Raw genomic sequence first — 24,651 nt, 5'->3', positions numbered from 1 at the left:
GCACCGCACCGTGCCGTTTCCCCGCTTGCGTTCTCTCACCCCCCTACACTGGGCGCTCATTGTCTCTGTCGGGGTGCATGCGGGGATTCTGAGCCTGCGCTTTGCCGCACCGCAAACCTATAACCGTCTGTTCGACAACGCCCCGCTCGACGTGGTGCTGGTGAACCAGCGCACCGAAGATGCCCCGGCCAAGCCAATGGCCATCGCGCAAGCCAATCTGGACGGCGGCGGCACCGCAGACAAAGGTCTGGCGACCACGCCGATGCCGTTCAGTGCGAAAGTGGCGCATGGCGACGCCGCGATCGACCAGCAGCGCACCCTGTCCGAGCTGCAGCACAGGCAGCAGCAGTTGCTCACCCAGGTGCGGCGGCAGATCGTGCAATTGGCGCAGACCGCCCGACTGGAGTCCGATGCGCAGCAGAGACAGGCGCTGGAGCAAAAGCGCAAGCAGTTGCTCGACATGCTCGGCGCGATCGAGCGGCAGATCCAGCAGCAAAATGCCAAGCCGCGTCGCCGCTTCATCGGCCCGTCCACGCGCGAGGCCGTGTACGCACTCTATTACGACAAACTGCGCACCAAGATCGAGGCCCTGGGCACACGCGACTTTCCGCAGATCAATGGGCACAAGCTCTACGGCAGTCTGATCATGTCCATGACCATCGGCGCCGACGGGCACCTGGTAGCGAGCGAGGTGGTGCAGGGCTCGGGCAACCCCACCCTCGACCGGCAGGCCCGCGCCATCGTGCAGGCCGCGCAGCCCTTTGGTCGCTTCACCGAGGCCATGCTCAAGCAGGCCGACCAGATCGTGGTGATTTCGCGCTTTCGCTTCACCCGCGACCAGGGTCTGGAGACCGCTGTGCAGGCACCTTCCAGTCCGGCCCAGACCGCTCCCTGACCTCGACAGACGCCCCATGACCGCGCTCTACGCCGTGTTCGGCAACCCCATCGCCCACAGCCGCTCGCCGCGCATCCACGCGCTGTTTGCCGCACAGACCGGTGCGGCACTGCGCTATGAGGCACGGCTTGCACCAGTGGACGGTCTGGAGCAGGCGCTCGACGCCTTTCATGCCGAAGGCGGCTGCGGCGCCAACATCACCGTGCCATTCAAGTTCGACGCCTGGCGGCTGTGCAGGCGCCGCAGCCCGGCCGCGCAGCTGGCGCAAGCGGTCAACACCGTCGGCTGGGACGAGGGCGGGCTGTGGGGCGACAACACCGACGGCATCGGCCTGGTGCGCGACCTGGCCCGCGTGCTCGGCAGCGCCGACTTGCATCGCCCATTGCAAGGCCAGCGCGTGCTACTGCTCGGCGCGGGCGGCGCGGCCAGCGGCGTGCTGGGCCCGCTGATTGCCGCCGGTGCCCGCGCGATCGCGCTGTGGAACCGCAGCGCCGACAAGGCGCAGACACTGGCCGCGCGCCACAGCGCGCTGGCGACACAGCATGGCGCCGATCTACAGGTGGTGCAGGCCCCGCCGCCGCACTGGGCCGACGGCGTGATCAACGCCACCGCCGCCAGCCTGGGCGGCCAGGCGCTCGATCTGCCGGACGGCATTCTGCGCCCGGGGGTGTGGGCCTACGACATGATGTACGCATCGCAAGACACCCCGTTCGTCGCGCAGGCCCGGGCTGCCGGCGCGCAGGCCTGGGACGGCCTGGGCATGCTGGTGGAACAGGCCGCGCAGAGCTACACCCTGTGGCACGGCGAGGCGCCCGACACCGCCCCGGTGCTGACCGCGCTGCGCGCCGAACTCGCTGCATCACACACGTCCTGACCATGAAACCGGGCAAACCCGCGCCACTATGGCGTCGCTTGCTGTGGCTGATCCTGCTGTCCAGTCTGGTGCTGCAAGGCTATTTCGCCCTGCGCATCGCACTGTGGGCGGTCATTCCTCCGTCGAGCACGACCTTCATACGCGCAGCCCAACTGCGCATCCTGAAAAGCGGCGAACCAGTCTCGTGGCGGCACGAGTGGGTACCCTATGGGGCGATCAGCCCTTATCTCAAGCGCGCGGTGGTCGCTTCGGAAGACGCGACCTTCCTGACCAACGACGGCGTGGACTGGGACGCCATCCGCAACGCCTGGGACCGCAACCACAGCACACACAATGAACGCCGCGGCAAGCTCGTCGGCGGCTCGACCATCACCCAGCAACTCGCCAAGAACCTGTTTCTCTCACCCGAGCGCGACTACCTACGCAAGGGGCAGGAGCTGATCATCACCTTCATGCTCGAGGGCATTCTGGGCAAGCGCCGCATCCTAGAGATCTACCTCAATAGCGTGGAATGGGGCGATGGCATCTACGGCGCGCAGGCCGCAGCGCAGACCTATTTCCACTCCAGCGCCGCGCGCCTGAGCCCGGCGCAGGCGGCCAGGCTGGCGGTCATGCTGCCCGCCCCACGCATCTACCAGAAGCGCCTGTATTCGTCGTACATGAACGCCCGCACTGCCGTGATCGCCGCGCGGCTGTGGCAGGTGCAGGTTCCGCGCTGAAAGGGCGTCAGCCGCGGGCAAGCTCGGCGAACGCGCCGTCGGCCGCGTGCAGCGTGGCCTCGATCACCGTGTCGTCATGCGCCGCCGAGACAAAGCCGGCTTCGTACATGCTCGGCGCCAGGTACACGCCGCGGTCGAGCATGGCGTGGAAAAACCGCTTGAATCTCTGCACGTCGGCCCGCGCCATGTCGGGATAGTTGCGCGGCAACGTGTCTGAAAAGTAGAAGCCGAACATGCCGCCTTCACTGTCGGTGCGCAGCGTCACGCCGTGCCGCGCAGCGGCAGCCTCCAGGCCGCGCATGAGTTTTTGCGTTGTAGCGCCCAGACGCTCAAAAAATCCGGGCTGCTGGATCAGCCGCAGCTGCGCCATGCCGGCGGCCACCGCCACCGGGTTGCCCGACAGGGTGCCGGCTTGATAGACCGCGCCCAGTGGCGAGAGCTTGTGCATCACGTCGGCACGGCCGCCGAAGGCCGCCAGCGGCATGCCGCCGCCGATCACCTTGCCCATCACCACTAGGTCGGGACGGATGCCATAGACCTGCTGCGCACCGCCCAGCGCCACGCGAAAGCCGGTCATCACCTCGTCCCACACCAGCAGCGCGCCGTGCGCGGTGCAGAGCTCGCGCAGACGCTGGTGCCAGGCCGAAGTGCCACGGATGAAGTTCATATTGCCGGCGATCGGCTCGACCATGACGCAGGCGATCTCATGCCCGCGCGCGGCGAACAGTTCCTCGATCTGCGCGATGTTGTTGAACTCGAGCACCAGGGTGTGTTTGGCCAGGTCGGCTGGCACGCCGGCGGAACTGGGGTTGCCGAAGGTCAGCAGCCCCGAGCCGGCCTTGACCAGCAGGCTGTCGGCATGACCGTGATAGCAGCCTTCGAACTTGACGATGGCATCGCGCCCGGTCCATCCGCGCGCCAGACGGATCGCGCTCATACCGGCCTCGGTGCCGCTGGACACCAGCCGCACCATCTCGACAGCGGGCATCAGCCGGGTGATGACCTCGGCCATGTCGATCTCGTCAGCTGTGGGCGCGCCAAAGCTCAGCGAGCGGGTGGCAGCACGCTGCACCGCCTCGATGACTTGCGGATGGGCGTGCCCGGCGATCATCGGTCCCCACGAGCCGATGTAGTCGATATAGCGCGTACCCTCGGCGTCGATGATGTACGCGCCCTGCGCGTGGTCGATGAAGCGCGGCACGCCGCCGACCTGGCGGAAGGCCCGCACCGGCGAGTTGACCCCGCCGGGGATGGTGCGCTGGGCGCGGTCAAAGAGTTGCTGGTTGGTCAAGGGCATGGTGGTGTTCGGGCGATCCCCGCCCGGATGGACCGGACGGGCGGAAAAGCGAAAAACGAGAGATCGAACAGCGAAAGACGGAACACGCAGCCGGGCGGCGATCAGCGCTGCATTACTGCAGGCCCGCGGAGCCCGACGCGCTCGCCGCGGCGTCGTCTTCCTCGGCGGGTTGCGCCCAGAAGAAGCGATCCGGCACGACCTGCCCCATGCCGGGGCGGTAGCCGAAATCCAGACAATGGTCGAGGTATTCGATGGCCTCATGCACCGCCTGGTCAAGCTTGGCGCCGTTGGCAAGAATGGCAGCGAGCACGGCCGAAAGCGTGTCCCCAGCACCGGTAAACCCGGCCTCGAATAGTTCAAAGCTCTCGCGCAGCAGCACGCGGCGCGGGCTCATCAACACATTCTCCACCTTGCCCTCGCCGGCAAGCAGCCCGGTGACCAGCATGTATTGCACGCCGAAATGATGCGCCTGCTGCATCAGCGTCTCAATCGTAGGCGGGGTTTCGCCGTCCCAGTCGGGCAGCAGCAACTGGGTAAGCGCGCTCTGGTTGCCGGTCAGCACCCGGGTCTGCGGCAGCACCAGTTCCTGCAGGGCCTTGATGTAATCGTCGGCCTGCGCCTCGTCGAGCACATGGAAATTGCTCGCATAGGTGACCAGTGGCACCTGGCTGTAATCGGCCAACAGTTCGGCCACGGCATTGACCACTTCAACCGAGCCGAGAAAACCGACCTTCCATGCGGCGATCTCCACGTCCTCGAGCACCGCGCGGGCTTGCTCGATCACGGCATCGGCCTCGATCTCGATGGTGTCAAAGATTTCCGCGGTATCGCGCACCCACAGCGCGGTGGTCACCGGCAGCGGATGGCAGCCGACTGCCGAGCACGAGGCCAGGTCAGCCGCCAGCCCGGCACTACCGCTGGGATCGGCCGCGTTGAAGTACATCACGGCCGGGGGAGATTCGTTGGATTCGTTCATCATGTCGGCATGGTAGTGCGGTTGCCGCGCGGCGCAAGCACCACTGGGCTGCAACCTTGATCTGCACCAGTGATGCGCCGCATGGGTCAAAATGCAACAACGACCCATAGAATCATTGAATCTTTACTCTGGCCCCGATACGCTATGGATAAACAAGAATTCCAGAGCTGGATGTGCTTGATCTGCGGCTTCATTTATTTCGAAGCCGAAGGTCACCCGCCAAGTGGTATTGCACCCGGCACGCGCTGGGCAGACGTTCCGATGAACTGGACCTGCCCGGAGTGCGGGGCACGCAAAGAAGATTTCGAGATGGTGCCGGTGTAATCGGGAACGGCAAGTCAACGCAGCGTTTTTTTCCTTTTTCTCACGCAAAGGATGTGCATGGTTGCGCCTACCAGGCCATTCAAGGTGTTGGTCATCGACGACAGCAACACCATCCGTCGCAGCGCCGAGATCTTCCTCAAGCAGGCGGGCTACGACGTGGTGCTCGCCGATGATGGCTTCGATGCCTTGTCCAAGATCAACGACCACCATCCCGACCTGATCTTCTGCGACATCCTGATGCCCCGTCTGGACGGTTATCAGACCGTGGCGGTCATCCGTCGCAGCGACAAGTTCGCGCCGATCCCCATTGTCATGCTCTCGAGCAAGGACGGCGTGTTCGACAAGGCGCGCGGCCGCATGGTGGGCGCGCAGGACTACCTGACCAAGCCCTTCACCAAGGATCAGCTGCTCGACGCGGTCAAGCGCCACCTCAACAGCGCACAGGTCGGCGCCTGATCGCGGCACCGGATTTCTTCTTTTCCCTTCTGCGATTGCCATGCCAGTTCACAACATTCTCATCGTCGACGACTCCAAGACCGAGCTCTACTTCCTGTCCGATCTGCTCACCCGGCACGGCTACACGGTCAACACCGCGGAAAACGGCGAGCAGGCGCTGGCCCTGCTGTCGGCGACCCGGCCCGATCTCATCCTGATGGACGTGGTCATGCCCGGGCAGAACGGCTTTCAGCTCACCCGCCAGATCACCCGCGACCCGAACTACGCCGGCATTCCGGTCATCATGTGCACGAGCAAAAAGCTCGAGACCGACAAGGTCTGGGCCATGCGTCAAGGTGCGTCCGATTACGTGGTCAAGCCGATCAACGCCACCGAGCTTCTCGACAAGATTCGCGCCATCGCCTGATTCCAGCGCCGATCCACACCCCTTCCGCGCCCCCATGTCCCGAGCCTCGCTACGCGAATTCCAGACCCATCTGGCGCAGCGCCTGACCGCGGCGCAGGCCGGACAGTCGCCGTCCCGCTGGTTGGCGGTGATCGCGGGTCGCTCGCACCTGCTGCTCCCGCTGGAGTTCTCCGGCGAGATTTCGCCGATGCAGCCCTGCGCACCGCTGCCGCATGCGCGGCCCTGGTTCCTCGGCCTGCTCAGCCTGCGCGGACAGGTCTGCGGCGTGGTGCATCTGGGCCAGTTCATCGACCAGGATACAACGCCGCAGCCGGCCGCAGTGTCGCCGCAGGCGCGGCTGATCCAGTTCGCCGACGGGCTCGAGATCAACACCGCGCTGCTGGTCGACCGGCTGGCAGGTCTGCGCAACCCTGACCAGCTGCACCCGGACCACGACACTGGGCGCGACCCCACGCACCCCTGGCTCGGTGCGGCATTCCGCGACGACGAACGCAACCTCTGGCGCGAAGTGGATCTGCTGGCCCTGGCCGAGAACGAACGGTTTCTGCACGTGGTCTAAGCCGCAGACCCCGCCTCATCCGCCCATTCCCCGCACGCCGGTTTTCTCTACAACACCATCACGTTTCACGGAGCGGTCATGTCCTTTCTCTCGTCCCTGTTCGGAACCAAAACCCCGGATTCCCAACCCGAGACCGAAATCGCCCCGACGGGGTATGGCAGGTCGGAACAGGCGACCCTGCAGATCGATTCAAGCCTTGGCGACCCTGCCTCCACCCTGCACCTGGCGCAGGGCAACAAGCCGCTGATCCTGCGCCTGCCAACGATCAGCCGCATGCAGCTGGCGCAGCAGCAGCGGTTTTTCGGCGTGATGCTGGTGATTTCGCTCGTGCTGCTGGGTCTGACGCTGATCATGGTGTTGCGCGGCACTTCCAGCTCCGCCCGGCAGCTCGAATCGGTCGGCACCGCGCTGACCCAGTCGCAGCGCCTGGCACGCGCGATGAACGCCGCGCTGCTCGGCAGCCCTGAAGCCTTTGCCACCGTGCGCTCCAGTGCTGATGCGCTCAAGTCGGCGGTGGACGTACTACGGCAGACCCCGCCTGCGCCCGGTGCTCAGCCCCTGCTCGACAAGATCGGGTCGGAAACCGACGGCACCCTGAAAAACGCCGCCCTGCTGCTCAAGCAGCAAGGCGTGCTCATCTCCACCGCGCAGCAGCTCACCGACATCAACCGCCAGACTGACGCCCTGCTCGACAGCGCGCAGACGCTGACCTCGCTGCTGCTGCAGCAAAAGGCCCCGGCGGGCAACGTCAACGCCGCCAGCCAGCTCGCCATGCTGACCCAGCGCATCGACAAATCGGCCAACGCCTTTCTGTCGTTCCAGGGCGTGCGCCCCGAGGCGGTGTTCACCTTGGGCAAGGATCTGAGCACTTTCAACACCCTGAGCAAGGGGCTGCTCGATGGCAATGCCGATCTACAGCTCACCCCCGTGACCGACCCACAGGCGCGCCAGCTATTGCAACGGTTGATCCAGACCTACGCCAAGACCGAGGCGGCGGCCCGCACCCTGCTGGCCAATCTACCCGCGCTGGCTTCGGCGCGCGAGGCGCAAAGTGCGGTGCTCGCCACCTCTGCGCAGCTCTATGACCATCTCAACCAGTTGCAGGGTCTGTACTCCGGACGCACCGGAGTGGGCTGGTCGGCCATCCTGATGCTTGCGGTGCTCAGTCTGCTGGCCATCGTTGCAGCGACCGACCTGATCTACATCATGCTCAACGAGGCCCGTCAGCGCGCCACACTGATGGAGCTGCAGCGCCGCCAGACCGAGCGTCAGGAGCTCGAAGCGCGTCGCACCAACGAATCGAACCAGGCGGCCATTCTGCGCCTGATGAACGAGCTGCAGACCGTGGCCGAGGGCGACCTGACCCAGCAGGCCACCGTGACCGAGGACATCACCGGCGCGATCGCCGATTCGGTGAACTACACGGTGGAAGAACTGCGCAACCTGGTCGGCCAGGTGCAGCAGACTGCCGACCAGGTGCTCCAAAGCACGGCGCAGGCGCAAACCACCTCAGACCGCCTGATGCAGCAGGCCGACGAACAGCTCAAGGTGATCCGCGAAACCGGCCAGTCGGTGCTCGACATGGCGCAGCACATCACCGATGTCTCGGTCCGGGCGCAGCAGTCCGCCCAGGTGGCAAACCAATCGCTGCAGGCCGCCGAGCAGGGTCAACGCGCGGTGCGCAACTCGATCGACGGCATGAACAGCATCCGCGAGCAGATCCAGGACACCTCCAAGCGCATCAAGCGGCTGGGCGAGTCGTCGCAGGAAATCGGCGAAATCACCGAGCTGATCTCCGACATCACCGAGCAGACCAACGTGCTGGCGCTGAACGCCGCGATTCAGGCGGCATCGGCCGGTGAGGCCGGACGCGGCTTCTCGGTGGTGGCCGAGGAAGTGCAGCGCCTGGCCGAGCGCTCGGCAGAATCCGCCAAGCAGATCGCCGCACTGGTGCGCACCATTCAGACCGACACGCAGGACGCCGTGGCCGCCATGGAAAAAAGCACCCAGGGCGTCATCGAAGGCGCCAAGCTGGCCGACAATGCCGGCGCTGCGCTGGCGCAGATCGACCAAGTGTCGCGTCAGCTTGCCGACCTGATCACCCAGATCGCGCAGCAGACCCAGGCGGAAGCCGCCTCGGCCAACCGGGTAGCCGCCAACATCCAGACCATTTTCACCGTGACCGAGCAGACCTCCGAAGGCACGCGCTCCACCGCCGCGCTGGTACGCGAACTCGCCCGCGTGGCCGAAGATCTGCGCCAGTCGGTGTCGCGCTTCAAGATCAACTGACCCTAGACCGACCCGCCTCTCTCCACTGCACGCCCCTCGGCTTTCCCGGCATGAACACAGTCTCCGCTTCGAAACACGCCGTGCACACCGCATCAGGAGCGGACATGGGACCGCTGGCCTGGTTGCTCGACCAGATCAGCGACAACCTGCAGGCCGCGCGTACGGCACTCAAGCGTGCCGCAAAGCAGCCGGGTGAAGAACTGCCCGGCGCGGCCACGGCCGAAAAGGCCGGGCTGCGTACCGCACGCACCCAGGTGCACCAGGCTGCCGGCGCCATCGAGCTGCTCGGGTTTTTCGGCGCGGCGCGGCTGATGCAGGCCGCCGAGAGCGCGCTCGACCATCTGATCGACCATCCCGAAAAGCTCGACAGTGGCGCGTTGCAGCGCTTCGAGGCCGGCTTCAATGCCCTGGTCGACTACCTCGAATCGCAGCGCGCCGGTAAGAACGAGCCGGCGCTCAAGCTCTTTCCCCAGTACCGCGACCTGATGGAGCTGGCGCAGGCCGAGCGCATCCATCCCGCCGACCTGTGGGATCACGACTGGACCTGGCCAGAAGCCCCGTCGCTGCCGGATACGCCGCCACTGGGCGCCGATGACCGGACACAGTTCGAAATGGGTCTGCTGCGCGTGCTGCGCGGCCAGCAGATCGATGCGGCGATACGCGATCTGGACGCCGTGGCGCGCAAGGCACAGGCCGGTGCCCGCGGCCCGACCGCCAGTCTGTGGTGGCTGGCCCGCGGCGTGTTCGAGGCGCTGGGTGCAGGACTGCTCGCACCCGACCTAGACATCAAGCGCCTGCTCAACCGCCTCAACCTGCAGCTGCGCAGCCAGTTGCAGGGCCAAAGCCCCGCGCCGCAGCGCCTGGGACACGATCTGACCTTTTTCTGCGCCCAGGCGCTGCACGCCAGCGGCCAGACCGACCCGTCCCGCCTGCCCAATCTGCGCGCCATCGACTCCAGGCTGGATCTGTCTGCGGCCCCGTTTGCCGACTATCGCCAGAGCCATTTCGGCCTGATCGATCCTGCCCTGGTGCAGCAGGCGCGCAAGCGTGTGCAGGCCCTGCGCGACGCCTGGAGTGCCCTGGCCGGACATGCGCAAACCCATCTCGACCCGGCGCGCATGGCCCGTCTGACCGAGCTGGCACACGCGCTACAGCAGCCGCTGCACGCCCTGGTGCCGGGCAGCGAGGCATTGGCCGCAGCACTGGTGACGGTGTTCAAGGCTGTGGCCGCCCGCAACGATTTCCTCACTCCGGAGCGCGCGCTCGACGTAGCTACCGCCATCCTGTTCCTCGAGATCAGCTTCGGGCATTTCCGCCCCGAGGAACAGCGTTTTCTCGAACGCGCGCAAATCCTCGCCCAGCGGCTAAACCAGAGCGCACAGGGACTCGACCCCGATCCGCTGGCCGGCTGGATGGAAGACCTGTTCCGCCAGGCGTCCGAATCGCAAACCATGGGCAGCGTGGTGCAGGAACTGCGCGCCGACATGAACGCGGTGGAAAAGCTGCTCGATGCGTATTTCCGCAACCCGGCGACCAAACCCGATCTGGCCCCGGTGCCGCAGCTGTTGTCGCAGATGCGCGGCGTGTTCTCGGTGCTCGGTGTCGATGTGGCCAGCGCCGCGCTGACCCATCTGCGCGATGAGATCGATGTCCTACTTGGCGCAGACACCCTGCCCGACACCGCCCGCTTCGACGCCCTGGCCGGCAATATCGGCGTGCTCGGCTTTCTGGTCGACATGCTGTCGTACCAGCCCGAGCTCGCCAAGAGTCTGTTCGTGTTCGACCCTGAGCAGAAACTGCTGCGTGCCATCGTCCCGTCAACCCAGCGCACCGCCCCGCCCACACCGAAGCAGGATGTCGAACAGGCGGCTGAGCAGTTGCGGCAGGATATGGCGCGCGGCCTTGCGCCCGAGCAGGCCGAGCAGCGTCTGGCCCAGCTGCGCGCCGAGGCCGCGCTGGCCGGCGTATCCGACATCCCGGCGCAGCTGCTCCAAGCCGAGCCCACGCCCGAGCCGCCGCCTGCGCCAGTTCCCGCCGCAGTCGAGGCTGCAGCGCCAGCCGCGCCTGCGGCAACGTCTGCCGGGTCCGCCCAAGCGCCCGCCGAGGCGCCGCCCACTGTCCCAGCAGAACCCCAGGCACAGCCAGCCGCGGTAGAGGCCGCTAGCCCCGAGGACGAGCTCACCGATATCTTCCTCGAAGAAGCCCGCGAGGTCATCGCCAATGCCCAGACCCTGCTGCAGCATCTGCGCGCGCTGCCCGATGATGAAGCCGCGCTGACCAGCCTGCGCCGCGCCTTCCACACCCTCAAGGGCAGTTCCCGGATGGTGGGGCTAGGCGAATACGGCGAAGCCGCCTGGGCGCTGGAGCAGGTGTTCAACCGCCAGATCGCCGAGTTGCACCGCGCCACCCCCGGACTGCTCGATCTGGCGCAGCTGGCGCTTGCCGAACTCAGCCAGTGGACCGAGGCCATCGCCCACCAGGCCGCAGACCGCTTCACCAGCGACAAGCTGCGCCAGGCCGCCGAGGCCTATACCTCTGGCAAACCTGTCGCCCCGCAGACCCCTGCTGCCGAGCCGGCCGTCGAAACCATCGCCGTCCCAGATGTCGAACCTGTCGCGCAGCCCACTGCCGAGCCTATCGCCGACCGATCTGCAGAACCCGCGGCCGCACACCCAGTGGAGCTCGCCGGTTTGCATCCGCCCCCGCCCGGGGACGGTCGCGCTGCCCCGCAGCAAACACCCAACGACGTTCAGGCCCTGCTGGCTGGCATCGACCTGGAGCTGCCACCGCTGGACGCCCTGCCGCCAGCCGTGATCCCGGTGGCCGAGGAAGCGGACATGGCCGCCTTCGAGGCCGCGCTGGCCGCGCAGCAACCGCCGCATCCCGCACCCGCCGCAGAAACCCTAGCCGCCGCTCCGGCACCCGAAGCACACGAAGCACCCGAACCCGCGCCGGCGCAGCAGGCCGCTCCCACGCCGCAGCCCGAGGAACTGATCGCACAGGACGCCGCGGTGCGGCAGATCGGCGATCTGCGCATTCCCACCCCGCTCTACAACATCTACCTGGCCGAGGCCGACGACCTCGCGCGCACGCTGCAAAGCGAAATCCACGCCTGGCTGTGCGACCCTGCGCAGCCGCTAGGTGAATACGCCGTTGTGGCGGCCCACAAGCTGGCCGGCAGCTCGGCCACCGTCGGCCTGCGCAGTGTGGCCGAGCTGGCCAGCCAGACCGAGCACGCGCTCGATGCCCTGCATGCCCTGCCGCCAGAGGCTGCGCGTCCCACAGATCTCGACGCCCTGGCACAGGCCGCCAGCGACATCAAACAGTTGCTGCACCAATTCGCCGCGGGCTTCCTCAAGCCCGTGCAGCCCGAGCTGCCCGCCCGACTCGACGCCCTGCGCGAGGCCGCGCTGACCGCTGCCGCCACGCCCGGCGAGCCTCAGCAGACCGGCGCCGAGGCACAGCCAGCCCCGCCCCTCGATCTTCCACCGCCCGAGCCCGCAACGCCTGAGGAACCCGCCGCGGCCGAGCAGGCTGCCGAATCTGGAGTCGCCGCAGCGCTGCCGCCAGCCTTTGCGCCAACCGCCGTGCAGGCCGAGCCGTTGCCCCAGGCTGCCCCGCCCCGCGAGGCCGGCGCGCCGCGGGCGACCGTGACGGAGCAACTGGTCGATACCATCGATCCCGACCTGTTTCCCATTTTCGAGGAAGAAGCCGGCGAGCTCCTGCCCGCGCTGGCCGCCAGCCTGCGACAATGGGAGCAGCATCCGGCCGACCCGGCACCGGCCGCGCAGGCCATGCGTGCGTTGCACACCTTCAAGGGCAGTGCGCGCATGGCCGGTGCGATGCGGTTGGGCGAACTGGCGCATCACCTCGAATCCGACATCGATTCCCTCGCCGCCAACTCTCCGGTCAGCGAAGCGGACCTGGCCGAACTGCTCGGCAGCTTCGATCAGCTCAGCGCCCGCTTCGACCGCCTGTGCCAGGCCGCGCACCAAGGCCAGGCGCAACTGGCCGAACTGCCCGCCAGCACGTCGCCCGAGGCGTTGCCTGCGCAGGTCGGTTCGCCGCCCGAGCAGGCAGCCCCCCAGACCGAACCGGCTGCCGCCCCATCCGGGCAGACCGCGCCGCCAGTGCCACCCGCAGCCGAAGCCGCCACGCGGCTGACCACGCCGCGCATCGCAGCGCAGGCGGTGCGCGTGCGCGCCGGCTTGCTCGACCGTCTGGTCAACCAGGCCGGCGAAATCACCATTTCGCGCGCCCGGCTGGAAAACGAATTTGCCGCGATCCGCAGCTCGGTCGCCGATCTGGGCGACAACCTCGAACGGCTACGCCAGCAGGTACGCGAAATCGAGATCCAGGCCGAGGCGCAGATGACTGCGCAGGTGCAGGCCGCACGCGACGAACACCGCGAATTCGATCCACTGGAGTTCGACCGCTTTACCCGCACGCAGGAACTCACCCGCATGATGGCCGAGTCGGTCAACGACATCGCCATGGTGCAGACCGCCCTGGGCCGGCTGCTGCGCCAGGTGGATGACGATATGGCCCGCCAGGCGCGCCAGACCCGCGAACTGCAGCGCGATCTGCTGCGCACCCGCATGGTCGAGTTCGACAGCTTGTCCGAGCGTCTGTACCGCACCGTACGGCAGGCGGCCAAGGATCTGGGCAAGGCGGTGCGGCTGGAAATCATCGGCGGCCACATCGAGCTCGACCGCGGCGTGCTCGAGCGCGTGTCCGGCAGCTTCGACCATCTGCTGCGCAACGCCGTGGCGCATGGCATCGAAACCGCAGAAGAACGTCAAGCCGCTGGCAAGCCCGCGGTCGGTACCATCACTCTGAGCCTGCGCCAGGACGGCAACGAAGTGGTCATCACCGTGGCCGACGATGGCCGCGGGCTGAACTACGCCGCGATCCGCGCCAAGGCCGAACGCCTGGGCCTGATCGCCCCGGGGCAGGCCGTGTCCGACGAGGAACTGGCGCAACTGATGTTCCGGCCCCACTTCAGCAGCGCCGAGAGCACGACCACCGTGGCCGGCCGCGGGGTCGGGCTGGACGTGGTGCGCACCGAAGTCGCCGCGCTCGGTGGCCGCGTGCTATTCGACAACCAGCCCGGTGCCGGTGCCCGCTTCACCCTGCTGCTGCCGCTGACCACGGCGATCACCCATGTGGTCCTGCTGCGCACCGGCGACAAAGTGTATGCGGTACCGTCCAACCTGGTCGAGATCGTGCTGCGCTTCAAACCCGAGCAGATCGCCAGCGCGTCGCAGACCTTGCAGATCGATTACGCCAACGGCAGCCTGCCGTTCTACTGGCTGGGGGCGCTGCTCGGCCAGTCCGGCCGCAGCAGCGAGCCGTTCGGCAAGAGCGTGCCGGTGGTCGTGATCCGCAGCGCGACGCAGCGCGTGGCAATCCAGGTCGACGAAGTCCTGGGTAACCGCGAAGTGGTGGTGAAAAACCTCGGGCCGCAGCTCTCGCGCGTGCCCGGTCTGGCCGGCATTTCGATGCTGCCGTCGGGCGAGCCGGCGCTGATCTACAACCCGGTTGCGTTGGCCTCGGTGTATGGCCAGGAAGCCTCTGCGCTGATGCAGACCGCGCTGCAGGCGCCTGCGGTCGAGGTTGCACCCGCCCAGGCAGCAGCGCAACCGGTGGATGCCGGATTGCCCACCGTGCCGGCCCCACCCGAGCCCGATGCCTCACACCGCACCGCGCCGCTGATCATGGTGGTGGACGACTCAATCACGGTGCGGCGGGTGACGCAACGCTTCCTGCAGCGCAACGGCTACCTGGTGCAGCTCGCCAAGGACGGCCTGGACGCGCTGGAGCAACTGCAGCAGGCCAGCACCCTGCCCGATGTCATGCTGCTCGACATCGAGATGCCGCGCATGGACGGTTTCGACCTGACGCGCAACATCCGCGCCGACGCCCGGTTGCACAAGCTGCCCATCATCATGATCACATCGCGCATTGCCGACAAGCACCGCAACTATGCCGCGCAACTCGGGGTGAATCACTACCTGGGCAAGCCCTACTCCGAAACCGAGCTGCTGAAACTCATTCAGGAATTCTCAGCCAAGGCGGCGCAGCCCACCTGAGTTGTGAAGATGTCGTCGCGAGCGGCCTGCTGCTCATGCGCACGGCGCGCAGGGTTGAGACAGATCAGCCAGACCCGCGCACCGCGTTTTACGGCCAGCGGGCCGCGCAACAGAAAAATTCACAACCTCTGAGCACAAGGGCCTTGGCTGACTGAAGCGACTCTCAGCGTCCTGCCCACACGTGGGGCGCTCGGTCCCAGCCTGCCCTGCGCGCGTGGGAGGGCTGCCCCTGACGGATGACGGAGTGTCCGCATGAACCTCTCCCACGAATGGGGGAAGGGCTGTTCAAGGCCTCTGAGCGGTCTGCTCGCCTGCCGACTTGACTACCGCATAGCGCTGCAGCGTCTCGGCCCGGGCCAGGTCGTGCCGCACGATCGGTGCCGGATAGGTCTTACCCAGTTCCACCCCTGCCGCGCGCAGCGCCTGCGCACTAGCCTGCCAGGGCGCGTGAATGTCCTTTGCCGACAGCCCGGCCAACTCGGGCAGATAGCGGCGGATAAACTCGCCCGATGGATCGAATTTCTCGCTTTGCATCACCGGGTTGAAAATGCGGAAATACGGCTGTGCGTCGCAACCGCTGCTCGCAGCCCATTGCCAGCCGCCGTTGTTTGCGGCCAGATCGAAGTCGTTGAGGTGGTCGGCAAAATACTGCTCGCCCCAGCGCCAGTCGATGCCCAGATCCTTGGTGAGAAAGCTCGCCACCACCATGCGCAGCCGGTTGTGCATGTAGCCGGTCTGGTTGATCTGCCGCATCGCCGCATCCACCAGAGGATAGCCGGTGCGCCCCTCGCACCACGCGGCAAACTGCCCAGGGTCATTGCGCCATTGAATGCGGTCGTAAGCGGGCTTGAAGGCTCCTTGCACCACATGCGGATGGTGGTGCAGGATCTGAAAATAGAAATCGCGCCAGATCAGCTCCGACAGCCACACCCGCGCCCCGCTGCTGCCGGCCTGCATGCGCGCCCAGGCCAGCGCGACCAGCGCGCGGATCGACACAGTACCGAAGCGCAGGTGCACCGACAGATAGCTCGGCCCCTTGCGAGCGGGGAAATCGCGGGTCTGATCGTACAGGTCGATGCGTTGCAGGAAATCGTCGAGCATGCGGCGCGCGCCGCTCTCGCCCGGGTCCAGCCGCAGGCTGTGCAGATTGGTCGGCGCAAACCCCAGCGTCTGCAGGCTGGGCAGCGGGCGCACCATGGGCGCGGGCAGTGCGGCAAGGCGGCCGGGGTCCAGCGGCTCGTCCCACGGCAGCGCGGGCTGCGCCGCGTAGCGCGCAAGCCAGGCGGTGCGGTACGGCGTGAACACGGTGTAGGGCTTGCGCTGCGCAGTGAGCACCTCGTCGGCGGCAAACACCATGTGCTCCTTGACCCGGCGCAGAAAGCGCCCGTCGCGCGCCAGCGCCTGCTCGACCACGGCGTCGCGCCGCTGTGCTTGCGGCTCATCGTCCTGACCGCAGAACACGGCGGACGCGCCCAGCTCGGCGGCCAGCCGCACAATCTCCTCCTCGGCGCGGCCATGCCGCACGATCAGCGCCGAGCCCATCGCCCGCAGCCGCGTGTCGATCTCGGTCACCGCATCGAGAATGAACTCCACCCGCCGATCGGCAAGCAGCCCGCGCGCCAGCAGCGGATCGAGGATGTCGCGGTCGAACACGAAAGCCAGCGCGACCCGGTCGCAGACGCGCAGCGCCGCCTGCAGCGCCGCGTGATCGTGCAGCCGCAGATCGCGGCGCAGCCAGACCAGACCGACACCCGGCCGCCGTCCCGCCGAGGCGGCAGGTGAAACGTTTGCCCCAGACATCATGCACACAAACCGGAATGAAGGACGCCACACCATAGCCGAGTCGGGCGCAGACCGTGCGCGGCGCGATAAACTCCAAAATCATGAACCCGCGCCCAGACACCTCCAACCTCAGCAACCAGTTCCTCATTGCCATGCCCGGCATGGCGGACGAGAACTTCGCCGGCACCGTGGTGTTCGTCTGCGAACATTCGCCGCGCGGCGCACTGGGCCTGATCATCAACCGCCCATCGGACATCACGGTGCAAGAACTGTTCGAGCGGGTGGGTCTACCGCACGCCGGGCCGCATGCGACGCAGCCGGTGCTACAGGGCGGGCCGGTGCAGACCGAGCGCGGCTTCGTGCTGCACCAGGCAACGAACACGCCGTACGCCTCCACGCTCGAGATTCCAGGTGGTCTGCAGATGACCACCTCCAAAGACGTGCTCGAACACATGGCCGCTGGGGACGGCCCGACGCGCTATCTCATTGCCCTAGGCTATTCCGGCTGGAACGCCGGACAGCTCGAGGAGGAGATCGGCAACAACGGCTGGCTCACGGTCGAGGCCGACCCGGCCGTGATGTTCGATACCCCCGTGGAAGCCCGTTTCAATGCCGCGATGGCGCTGCTCGGGTTCAACCCGGCGATGCTGTCCCAAACCGCGGGACATGCCTGAAATCACGGTGCTGGGCTTCGACTGGGGCCGCCGCCGCATCGGCACTGCGGTGGGCAACAGCCTCACCCGCACTGCCACCCCCCTTTCCACCCTGCGCGCCGACCGCAACGACCTCAAATTCGCGGCCATCGCCGCGCTGATCCGGCAGTGGCAGCCGCAGCAGCTGGTCGTCGGCCTGCCCTTGCACCCCGACGGATCCGCACACGACAATACCGCACACGCCAAGCGCTTTGCTCGCCAGCTCGAAGGACGCTTCAGGCTGCCGGTGGTGCTGGTCGACGAGCGCTATACCTCGGTCGCCGCCGAAGGCGCCGGCGCAGACGACGTGGACAGTGCCGCCGCGCAGCTCATCGTCGAACAATACCTGCAGCAATGCTGACCATACCCTCCACGTCCGCCGCCCCACCCGATGCCGAGGCGCTGTACGCCCGGCTGCTCGCCCAGGTCCGCAGCGCAATTGCGGCGCAGCCCGAGCCGCCGCTGCTCGTGGGCATCTACTCCGGCGGCGCCTGGCTGGCGCAGCGCCTGCATGCCGACCTACAGCTTGCGCAGCCCTATGGTGTCGTCTCGTCGACCTTCCACCGCGACGATTTCGCCACCCGCGGTCTGCACCCCAGTGCCAACCGCACCGCGCTGGCGGTGCCGATCACCGAACGCGCTGTGCTGCTGATCGACGACGTGCTGCACACCGGCCGCACCACCCGGGCGGCGATCAACGAGCTGTTCGACTTTGGCCGCCCCGCGCGCGTCGATCTGGCCGTGCTGGTCGATCGCGGCGGACGCGAGCTGCCGATCTGCCCGCAGATCGTCGCCGCCACGCTACAACTGCCTACCGACCAGTCGCTCGCGCTGCTGCGCGACGAAGACGCGCCCGAGGGCATCCACTTTCGTTTCGAACTCGTGCGCAAGTAAACCGTACCGCTGGACATGGCCCGCGCCCACAACCCCCAACTCAACCAGCACGGCGAGCTGCGCCATCTGCTCACGCCCGAAGGCCTGCCGCGCGACGTGCTGCTGCACATCCTCGACACCGCAAAGGGCTTTGTCAGCTTCGGCAGCCGCGAGGTCAAGAAAGTGCCGCTGCTGCGCGGCAAGAGCGTGTTCAACCTCTTCTTCGAGAACAGCACGCGCACACGCACCACCTTCGAGATTGCAGCGCAGCGCCTGTCGGCCGACGTGTTCAACCTCGACATCCAGCGCTCTAGCACCAGCAAGGGCGAGAGCCTGCTCGACACCATTGCCAACCTCGAAGCGATGGATGCCGACGTGTTCGTCGTGCGCCATGCCGACAGCGGCGCGCCGTTTCTGATTGCGCAGCACACTCCGCCGCATGTGCACATCGTCAACGCCGGCGACGGCCGCCATGCCCATCCCACGCAGGGCCTGCTCGACATGTACACCATCCGCCACTTCAAGGGCGACTTCAGCAACCTGGCCGTGGCCATCGTCGGTGACATCGTGCACTCGCGGGTGGCGCGCTCGGCCATCCATGCCCTCACCACTCTGGGTGCGGCCGAGGTACGTGCGGTCGGCCCCAAAACCCTGGCGCCGGGCGATCTGCGTGACATGGGCGTGCGCGTGTGTCACGACATGGCCGAAGGCATCCGCGACGCCGACGTGATCATGATGCTGCGGCTGCAGAACGAACGCATGTCCGGCGCGCTGCTGCCCTCGGCGCACGAGTTCAACATGACCTACGGTCTCACCCCCGAGCGGCTGGCGCTGGCCAAGCCGGACGCCATCGTCATGCATCCGGGGCCGATCAACCGCGGTGTCGAGATCGACAGCGCCGTGGCCGACGGCCCGCGCAGCGTCATCCTCGATCAGGTGCGCTTCGGCATCGCGGTGCGCATGGCCGTGCTGTCCATCGTCGCCTCCACCGAAACTCCTGCATGAGCACCACCCAACTCCTCATCCGCGGCGGGCGCCTGATCGACCCGCTGCGCGGGCTCGATGCCCAGGGCGACATCGCCATCGTCGGCGAGCGCATCGTCGGCGTCGGCCAGGCGCCGGCGGGCTTCCAGCCAGACCAGACACTGGCCGCCGAGGGGCTCATCGTCCTGCCCGGCCTGATCGACCTCTGCGCCCGCCTGGGCGAGCCGGGATATGAACACGAAGGCATGCTGGAGACCGAGTTGCGCGCGGCACTGGCTGGCGGCGTCACCCGCGTGGTCTGCTCGCCCGACACCGATCCGGTGCTCGACGAACCCAGCCTGGTCGAAATGCTGCGCTGGCGCGCGCGGCGCATCAAGAGCGCGCGGGTCTATCCGCTGGGCGCGCTGACCAAGGGCCTTGCCGGCGAGCGGCTGAGCGAAATGGCCGAGCTCACCCGCGCGAGCTGCATCGGCTTCTCGCAGGCCGACACCCCGGTGGCCGACACCAAGGTGCTCTACAGCGCCATGCAATACGCCAGCACTTTCGGCTACAAGATCTGGCTGCGCGCCAAGGATGCGGCACTGTCGCGCGGGGGCATCGCCGCCAGCGGCGCGTATGCGCAGCGCCTCGGTCTGGCCGGTGTGCCGGTGATTGCCGAGACGGTGGCGCTGCACACCCTGTTCGAACTGATGCGCGCCACCGGCTGCGCGGTGCATGTGAGCAAGCTGTCCAGCGCTGCAGGTGTGGCGCTGGTGCGGCAGGCCAAGGCCGAGGGGCTGCCGCTGACCTGCGATGTATCGATCAACAACCTGATGCTCACCGATCTGGACATCGGCTATTTCGACGCCCGCGCCCGGCTCGATCCGCCGTTACGCCAGAGCCGAGACCGCGACGCGCTGCGCGCTGCGCTGGCCGACGGCACCATCGACGCGCTGTGCTCCGACCACACCCCGGTGAGCAGCGACGACAAGACCCAGACCTTCGCCGACGCCGCTCCGGGCGCCACAGGGCTGGAGCTGCTGCTGCCGGTGACGCTGCGGTTCGCCGCCGACACTGGCCTGCCGCTGGTGCAGGTGCTGGGCTGCGTGGGCCATCGCGCTGCGCAGGCCGCGGGCCTGACCCCGGCAACGCTAGAGGTCGGCGCGGCTGCCGAATGCATTCTGGTCGACCCCGAAGCACGCTGGCGCGCCACTCCCGAGGCACTGCACAGCCAGAGCCGATTGACCCCGCTGGCCGAGCAGGAACTGCCGGGCCGCGTGCGGCACGCGGTGATCGACGGGCGGGTGGTGTGGAGCGCGCCGGCCCCAGTCACCGCATGAGTCGGCCGCCACCGCAAACCGTAGTCTCGTCTGTCGCTGCAGATCAGGCAACACCGACAGCATCGTCCGAGGCGATCGACCGGCCCGCCGTGCCCCCCGTTGCCGCGCCGCTGCTGCGGCGCGCCACGGCGCCGGCACGGTTCGTTGTGCGGCTGGGGCAGCTCGGCGCGCACGCCCTGCGCGGCCAGCGCATCATCCGCAATCAGTTTCCCGCCCTGTCCGCGGCGCAGCGGCAGCAATGCATCCGCGACTGGTCGGCGCAGCTGCTGCGCCTGAGCGGCATCGCACTGCAGGTGTACGGAACGCCGCTGCAAACCCCGTCGCTGCTGGCAGCCAACCACATCTCCTGGATCGACATTTTCGCGATCAACGCGGTGCAGCCGGTGCGCTTCGTCTCCAAGGCACAGGCCGCGCACTGGCCACTGATCGGCCCGCTGGTGCGCGGCGTGGGCACGTTGTTCATCGAGCGCGAGCGCGCGCAGGACGTGGTGCGCGTGATCCACCAGATGGCGCAGTGCCTGCAGCAGGGCGACCATGTCGGCGTGTTTCCCGAAGGCACCACCAGCCACGGGCACACTCTGCTGCCGTTTCATGCCAACCTGTTCCAGGCCGCCTGCGTGGGCGATGGGCTGAGGGCGGTGCAGCCTGTGGCGCTGTTCTATGCCGACCAGCACACCGGCCACTTCAGCCGCGCCGCGGCCTATGTGGGCGACGAGACCATGGTCGGCAGCCTGTGGCGCATCTGCGCTGCGCCCCGCCTGCGGGTCGAGCTGCACTATCTGGAACCCCTGCAGTCGAACAACCGGCGCTGGCTGGCGGAGCAGACCCGTGCAGCGATTGCCGCACGGCTGGCCGAGCGACGCGAACAGGGCGGGTGAACGCCTGCACAGGCAGGCCGCCCGTAGGGTGCGGCTTACTCCTTGTGCAGCGCAGCGATCAACGGACAGGCGGTCGCCCCCGCGCTCTCGCCGCAGGCGCGTAGCATGTCCGACAGCGCCGACTCGATGCGCTGCAGATCGGCCAGACGCGCGCGCACGTCCGCCAGCTTGCGAGCGCCCAGCGCGCTGGCCTCGTGGCAATGCATGCCATCATCGAGCGCGAGCAGCTCGGCCACCTCCTCCAGACTGAATCCCAGACGCTGCGCCGATTTGATGAACCGCACCCGCGCCACGTCGCATGCGCCGTAGTGCGCAAACCCGCCTGGGCGTCGCGGCGGCACCGCCAGCAGCCCCTTGCGCTGGTAGAAGCGGATGGTCTCCACATGCACCCCGGCCGCCCGGGCCAGCGCGCCGATGGTCAGTGTCTGCGTGACAAAGCCGGTCATGGTGCGGTCTTCTCTCTGCGGCACGAGGTGAGCGCAGCGGCGCCCCCCGCCGCATGGGGGTGGCTTACCATTGCGGTTGCTCGCCGTAGTTCAATGGATAGAACGGCTGCCTCCTAAGCGGCAAATACAGGTTCGATTCCTGTCGGCGGGACCAGGTTCAGCGGCTGGCCGGGATCGGGGGTTGGTCTATTTGCACATCGCCGCACTGTGCGCGGTGGCGCAACGCGTGGTCGATCAGCACGATGGCCACCAGGGCCTCGGCGATCGGTGCAGCGCGGATGCCCACGCAGGGGTCGTGGCGGCCGTGGGTTTCCACCCTGGTGGGCACGCCCTGCAGATCCACCGATTGCCGCGGCAGGCGGATACTCGACGTGGGTTTGATGGCAATCGAGGCCACGATGTCCTGCCCAGTGCTGATGCCGCCGAGCACGCCGCCGGCGTTGTTGCTGGCAAAGCCCTGCGGGGTGAGTTCGTCGCCGTGCTGCGTGCCTTTTTGCGTCACGCTGGCAAAGCCAGCGCCGATTTCCACGCCCTTGACCGCGTTGAGTCCCATCAGCGCGTGCGCGAGGTCGGCGTCGAGCTTGTCGTACAGCGGCTCGCCCCAGCCGGTGGGCACGCCGCTGGCAACCACCATGAGGCGCGCGCCGACCGAATCGCCCGACTTGCGCAGCGCGTCCATATAGGTCTCGAGTTCGGGCACGATGTCGGCATTGGGCGCAAAGAACGGGTTTTGATGCACCGCGTCCCAGGTCTGGAAGGGGATGGGCACATCGCCGAGCTGGGTCATGCAAGCACGCACCGCAACCCCATATCGTCCGGCCAGCCATTTTTTCGCCACGGCACCGGCGGCGACGATGGGCGCGGTCAGCCGGGCCGAGGAGCGACCGCCGCCGCGCGGATCGCGCAGGCCGTATTTGCGCCAATAGGTGTAGTCGGCATGGCCAGGGCGAAAGGTCTGCAGCAGATTGCCGTAGTCCTTGCTGCGCTGGTCGGTGTTGCGGATCAGCAGGGCGATGGGCGTGCCGGTAGTCTTGCCCTCGAACACGCCGGAGAGGATTTCGACCTGGTCGGCTTCCTGCCGCTGGGTCACATGGCGGCTGGTGCCGGGACGGCGGCGATCGAGATCGGGCTGGATGTCGGCCTCGCTCAAATCCATGCCGGGTGGGCAGCCGTCGATGACGCAGCCGATGGCCGGACCGTGCGATTCGCCGAAAGTGGTGACTGCAAACAGCAGCCCGAGGGTGTTTCCGGACATGGGGGGCTTTCAGGGTTGTGGGGTAGGCGCAGAGCTGTCTTGCACCGCGCGCGTGGCCAGCGCCTGCAGCAGCCTGTCGTGCACGCCGCCGAAGCCGCCGTTACTCATCACCAGCACCCGGTCACCCGGCCGGGCGGCGGCAGTCACGGCCTCGACCAGCACGGCGAGATCGTCGAAAGTCTGCGCCTTGTCGCCCAGCGGCTGCAGCGCTTCGGCCAGATCCCAACCCAGGCCGCCGGCATAGCCAAAGCTCAGGTCGGCCGCGGCCAGCGCGCCCGGCAGCAGCGCCTTCATCGCACCGAGCTTCATGGTGTTGGACCGCGGCTCGAACACCGCGAGAATGCGCGCCGACCGCGCCTTTGGATCGGCCTGCATCTGCTGGCGCAGCCCAGCAAGCGTGGTAGCGATGGCGGTGGGATGATGCGCGAAGTCGTCGATCACCTGCACACCACCTGCGGTGCCACGCAGTTCCATGCGGCGCTTGACACCCTGAAAGCTGCACAGCGCGGCGCAAGCTTCATCGGCAAACACCCCGGCATGTTGCGCGGCGGCAATTGCTGCCAGCGCGTTGTTGCGGTTGTGCACGCCGGTCAGCGCCCAGTGAACCGTGCCGATGCGCTTGCCACGGTGCAACACCTCGAACCACTGCTCGCCGCCCTGCGCGCTCCATCCCTGGTCCGCATGGTCGAACAGCGCCACCTCGCTCCAGCAGCCGCGCCCCAACACGCGCGCGAGCGCCTCCGAACGGGCATTGACCACCAGCTGGCCGCTGCGCGGCACGGTGCGCACCAGGTGATGGAACTGGGTTTCGATCGCTGCCAGATCGGGGAAGATGTCGGCGTGGTCGTATTCCAGATTGTTGAGCACCGCGGTGCGCGGGTGGTAGTGCACGAACTTAGAACGCTTGTCGAAGAAGGCGGTGTCGTATTCGTCGGCTTCGATGACAAAGAAATTCGTCCCGAGGCGCGCCGAGGCGCCGAAATCCAGCGGCACGCCGCCGATCAGGAAACCGGGGTTCAGCCCGGCAACTTCCAGGATGTGCGCGAGCATCGAGGTGGTCGTCGTCTTGCCGTGCGTGCCGGCAACCGCCAGCGTCCAGCGGCCCTGCAGCACATGCTCGGCTAGCCATTGCGGCCCGCTCACGTAGGGCAGCCCCGCGTCGAGAATTGCCTCCATCAACGGATTGCCGCGCGACACCACATTGCCGATGACCCATAGCTCGGGCTTGAGCGCAAGCTGGTCTGCGCCGTAGCCCTCGATCAGATCGATACCCAGCTTCTGCAGCTGGCTGCTCATTGGCGGATAGACCTGCGCGTCGCAGCCGGTCACGCGGTGGCCGGATTCTTTCGCCAGCGCCGCCACGCCGCCCATGAACGTGCCGCAGATACCAAGGATGTGGATGTGCATGCGCGGATTCTATTGATCCGCCCCTCACGCTGCGAACGCCTGTCCTCCCGGCCTTCCCCGGCGCGGCGCAAGCCCGTTTTGCGCCCCACGCGCTCGCCCAACCGGTTTGCGCAGACAATTGGTCCATC

General features: G+C 67.3%; 21 protein-coding genes and 1 tRNA gene. 16 read left to right on the top strand and 6 right to left on the bottom strand.

Features of this window, described 5'->3' with window-relative positions:
- The first annotated feature begins 10 nt into the window (after positions 1-10).
- From ACZ47F_RS06290 to mtgA, 3 genes are read left to right on the top strand one after another with little or no spacing between them, the layout of a single operon-like run.
- Positions 11-895, top strand: coding sequence for an energy transducer TonB (locus ACZ47F_RS06290; RefSeq protein WP_464926425.1), 885 nt, complete (start codon positions 11-13; stop codon positions 893-895).
- A 16-nt stretch (positions 896-911) separates the two neighbouring features.
- Positions 912-1,769, top strand: coding sequence for a shikimate dehydrogenase (aroE, locus tag ACZ47F_RS06285; protein ID WP_464926424.1), 858 nt, complete (start codon positions 912-914; stop codon positions 1,767-1,769).
- Positions 1,770-1,771: 2 nt separating this feature from the next.
- Positions 1,772-2,488: a monofunctional biosynthetic peptidoglycan transglycosylase gene (mtgA, locus tag ACZ47F_RS06280; RefSeq protein ID WP_464926423.1), complete on the top strand. Its 717-nt coding sequence runs from the start codon at positions 1,772-1,774 to the stop codon at positions 2,486-2,488.
- 7 nt (positions 2,489-2,495) lie between these two features.
- Here mtgA and hemL read toward each other — a convergent pair whose 3' ends face one another.
- On the bottom strand, positions 2,496-3,785 hold the full coding sequence (gene hemL, locus ACZ47F_RS06275; RefSeq protein ID WP_464926422.1) for a glutamate-1-semialdehyde 2,1-aminomutase: 1,290 nt from the start codon (positions 3,783-3,785) through the stop codon (positions 2,496-2,498).
- A 112-nt stretch (positions 3,786-3,897) separates the two neighbouring features.
- The gene (gene thiD, locus ACZ47F_RS06270) at positions 3,898-4,761 is read right to left on the bottom strand and encodes a bifunctional hydroxymethylpyrimidine kinase/phosphomethylpyrimidine kinase (protein ID WP_464926421.1); all 864 of its coding nucleotides are present in this window, start codon (positions 4,759-4,761) and stop codon (positions 3,898-3,900) included.
- A 144-nt stretch (positions 4,762-4,905) separates the two neighbouring features.
- Between thiD and ACZ47F_RS06265 the strand changes: the two genes are divergently transcribed.
- The 6 genes from ACZ47F_RS06265 (at position 4,906) to ACZ47F_RS06240 (ending at position 14,887) form a co-directional block, all read left to right on the top strand.
- On the top strand, positions 4,906-5,085 hold the full coding sequence (locus tag ACZ47F_RS06265; RefSeq protein ID WP_464926420.1) for a rubredoxin: 180 nt from the start codon (positions 4,906-4,908) through the stop codon (positions 5,083-5,085).
- Between the two features lie 57 nt (positions 5,086-5,142).
- Positions 5,143-5,541, top strand: coding sequence for a response regulator (locus tag ACZ47F_RS06260; protein ID WP_464926419.1), 399 nt, complete (start codon positions 5,143-5,145; stop codon positions 5,539-5,541).
- 40 nt (positions 5,542-5,581) lie between these two features.
- Positions 5,582-5,947: a response regulator gene (locus ACZ47F_RS06255; protein ID WP_464926418.1), complete on the top strand. Its 366-nt coding sequence runs from the start codon at positions 5,582-5,584 to the stop codon at positions 5,945-5,947.
- 34 nt (positions 5,948-5,981) lie between these two features.
- Positions 5,982-6,506 (top strand): chemotaxis protein CheW, encoded by a 525-nt coding sequence (locus tag ACZ47F_RS06250; protein ID WP_464926417.1) that lies wholly within the window; start codon positions 5,982-5,984, stop codon positions 6,504-6,506.
- A 78-nt stretch (positions 6,507-6,584) separates the two neighbouring features.
- Positions 6,585-8,795 carry a methyl-accepting chemotaxis protein gene (locus ACZ47F_RS06245; RefSeq protein ID WP_464926416.1) on the top strand — a complete coding sequence of 737 codons (2,211 nt, stop codon included), beginning with the start codon at positions 6,585-6,587 and terminating at the stop codon, positions 8,793-8,795.
- A gap of 104 nt (positions 8,796-8,899) precedes the next feature.
- Complete coding sequence (locus tag ACZ47F_RS06240) at positions 8,900-14,887, top strand: hybrid sensor histidine kinase/response regulator (protein WP_464926415.1); 5,988 nt, start codon at positions 8,900-8,902, stop codon at positions 14,885-14,887.
- A gap of 285 nt (positions 14,888-15,172) precedes the next feature.
- On the opposite strand, the gene ACZ47F_RS06235 is transcribed toward ACZ47F_RS06240, so the two are convergent.
- Entirely contained in the window at positions 15,173-16,690 is a 1,518-nt protein-coding gene (locus ACZ47F_RS06235) for a cryptochrome/photolyase family protein (RefSeq protein WP_464926414.1), read from the bottom strand.
- Between the two features lie 80 nt (positions 16,691-16,770).
- On the opposite strand from ACZ47F_RS06235, the gene ACZ47F_RS06230 reads away from it, so the two are divergent.
- The 6 genes from ACZ47F_RS06230 to ACZ47F_RS06205 are packed head-to-tail and all read left to right on the top strand — an operon-like array spanning position 16,771 to position 21,415.
- The gene (locus tag ACZ47F_RS06230) at positions 16,771-17,343 is read left to right on the top strand and encodes a YqgE/AlgH family protein (protein WP_464926413.1); all 573 of its coding nucleotides are present in this window, start codon (positions 16,771-16,773) and stop codon (positions 17,341-17,343) included.
- Positions 17,336-17,722 carry a Holliday junction resolvase RuvX gene (gene ruvX / locus ACZ47F_RS06225; protein ID WP_464926412.1) on the top strand — a complete coding sequence of 129 codons (387 nt, stop codon included), beginning with the start codon at positions 17,336-17,338 and terminating at the stop codon, positions 17,720-17,722. The genes ACZ47F_RS06230 and ruvX overlap by 8 nt, the downstream gene beginning before the upstream one ends.
- Positions 17,716-18,255: a bifunctional pyr operon transcriptional regulator/uracil phosphoribosyltransferase PyrR gene (gene pyrR / locus ACZ47F_RS06220; RefSeq protein WP_464926411.1), complete on the top strand. Its 540-nt coding sequence runs from the start codon at positions 17,716-17,718 to the stop codon at positions 18,253-18,255. The genes ruvX and pyrR overlap by 7 nt, the downstream gene beginning before the upstream one ends.
- Positions 18,256-18,270: 15 nt before the next feature.
- Positions 18,271-19,239 carry an aspartate carbamoyltransferase catalytic subunit gene (locus ACZ47F_RS06215; protein WP_464926410.1) on the top strand — a complete coding sequence of 323 codons (969 nt, stop codon included), beginning with the start codon at positions 18,271-18,273 and terminating at the stop codon, positions 19,237-19,239.
- On the top strand, positions 19,236-20,537 hold the full coding sequence (locus tag ACZ47F_RS06210; RefSeq protein ID WP_464926409.1) for a dihydroorotase: 1,302 nt from the start codon (positions 19,236-19,238) through the stop codon (positions 20,535-20,537). Before ACZ47F_RS06215 ends, ACZ47F_RS06210 begins: the two co-directional genes overlap by 4 nt.
- A complete protein-coding gene (locus tag ACZ47F_RS06205; RefSeq protein WP_464926408.1) occupies positions 20,534-21,415 on the top strand; it encodes a lysophospholipid acyltransferase family protein in 882 nt (293 codons plus the stop codon). Before ACZ47F_RS06210 ends, ACZ47F_RS06205 begins: the two co-directional genes overlap by 4 nt.
- A gap of 35 nt (positions 21,416-21,450) precedes the next feature.
- Here ACZ47F_RS06205 and merR read toward each other — a convergent pair whose 3' ends face one another.
- Complete coding sequence (gene merR, locus ACZ47F_RS06200; RefSeq protein WP_464926407.1) at positions 21,451-21,861, bottom strand: Hg(II)-responsive transcriptional regulator; 411 nt, start codon at positions 21,859-21,861, stop codon at positions 21,451-21,453.
- A gap of 79 nt (positions 21,862-21,940) precedes the next feature.
- Here merR and ACZ47F_RS06195 point away from each other — a divergent pair.
- A tRNA-Arg gene (locus ACZ47F_RS06195) sits at positions 21,941-22,015 on the top strand.
- Positions 22,016-22,018: 3 nt separating this feature from the next.
- Here ACZ47F_RS06195 and aroC read toward each other — a convergent pair.
- Both aroC and mpl read right to left on the bottom strand, forming a co-directional pair.
- Positions 22,019-23,116: a chorismate synthase gene (gene aroC, locus ACZ47F_RS06190; protein ID WP_464926406.1), complete on the bottom strand. Its 1,098-nt coding sequence runs from the start codon at positions 23,114-23,116 to the stop codon at positions 22,019-22,021.
- A 9-nt stretch (positions 23,117-23,125) separates the two neighbouring features.
- Positions 23,126-24,523: a UDP-N-acetylmuramate:L-alanyl-gamma-D-glutamyl-meso-diaminopimelate ligase gene (gene mpl / locus ACZ47F_RS06185; protein WP_464926405.1), complete on the bottom strand. Its 1,398-nt coding sequence runs from the start codon at positions 24,521-24,523 to the stop codon at positions 23,126-23,128.
- Positions 24,524-24,651: the final 128 nt, after the last annotated feature.

The organism is Thiomonas islandica, from assembly GCF_055383445.1.
Note: the sequence above shows the minus strand (reverse complement) of the source record. Positions and strands in the feature narration are given on the sequence as shown.

Bases quoted from the DNA above. Each gene is read 5' to 3' on its own strand.
- ACZ47F_RS06255 (WP_464926418.1), top strand. From the start codon at position 5,582: ATGCCAGTTCACAACATTCTCATCGTCGACGACTCCAAGACCGAGCTC.
- merR (WP_464926407.1), bottom strand. From the start codon at position 21,861: ATGACCGGCTTTGTCACGCAGACACTGACCATCGGCGCGCTGGCCCGG.
- ACZ47F_RS06250 (WP_464926417.1), top strand. From the start codon at position 5,982: ATGTCCCGAGCCTCGCTACGCGAATTCCAGACCCATCTGGCGCAGCGC.
- thiD (WP_464926421.1), bottom strand. From the start codon at position 4,761: ATGAACGAATCCAACGAATCTCCCCCGGCCGTGATGTACTTCAACGCG.
- mpl (WP_464926405.1), bottom strand. From the start codon at position 24,523: ATGCACATCCACATCCTTGGTATCTGCGGCACGTTCATGGGCGGCGTG.
- ACZ47F_RS06215 (WP_464926410.1), top strand. From the start codon at position 18,271: ATGGCCCGCGCCCACAACCCCCAACTCAACCAGCACGGCGAGCTGCGC.
- mtgA (WP_464926423.1), top strand. From the start codon at position 1,772: ATGAAACCGGGCAAACCCGCGCCACTATGGCGTCGCTTGCTGTGGCTG.
- ruvX (WP_464926412.1), top strand. From the start codon at position 17,336: ATGCCTGAAATCACGGTGCTGGGCTTCGACTGGGGCCGCCGCCGCATC.
- pyrR (WP_464926411.1), top strand. From the start codon at position 17,716: ATGCTGACCATACCCTCCACGTCCGCCGCCCCACCCGATGCCGAGGCG.
- ACZ47F_RS06230 (WP_464926413.1), top strand. From the start codon at position 16,771: ATGAACCCGCGCCCAGACACCTCCAACCTCAGCAACCAGTTCCTCATT.
- aroE (WP_464926424.1), top strand. From the start codon at position 912: ATGACCGCGCTCTACGCCGTGTTCGGCAACCCCATCGCCCACAGCCGC.
- hemL (WP_464926422.1), bottom strand. From the start codon at position 3,785: ATGCCCTTGACCAACCAGCAACTCTTTGACCGCGCCCAGCGCACCATC.
- ACZ47F_RS06245 (WP_464926416.1), top strand. From the start codon at position 6,585: ATGTCCTTTCTCTCGTCCCTGTTCGGAACCAAAACCCCGGATTCCCAA.
- ACZ47F_RS06240 (WP_464926415.1), top strand. From the start codon at position 8,900: ATGGGACCGCTGGCCTGGTTGCTCGACCAGATCAGCGACAACCTGCAG.
- ACZ47F_RS06265 (WP_464926420.1), top strand. From the start codon at position 4,906: ATGGATAAACAAGAATTCCAGAGCTGGATGTGCTTGATCTGCGGCTTC.
- aroC (WP_464926406.1), bottom strand. From the start codon at position 23,116: ATGTCCGGAAACACCCTCGGGCTGCTGTTTGCAGTCACCACTTTCGGC.
- ACZ47F_RS06205 (WP_464926408.1), top strand. From the start codon at position 20,534: ATGAGTCGGCCGCCACCGCAAACCGTAGTCTCGTCTGTCGCTGCAGAT.
- ACZ47F_RS06235 (WP_464926414.1), bottom strand. From the start codon at position 16,690: ATGATGTCTGGGGCAAACGTTTCACCTGCCGCCTCGGCGGGACGGCGG.
- ACZ47F_RS06260 (WP_464926419.1), top strand. From the start codon at position 5,143: ATGGTTGCGCCTACCAGGCCATTCAAGGTGTTGGTCATCGACGACAGC.
- ACZ47F_RS06210 (WP_464926409.1), top strand. From the start codon at position 19,236: ATGAGCACCACCCAACTCCTCATCCGCGGCGGGCGCCTGATCGACCCG.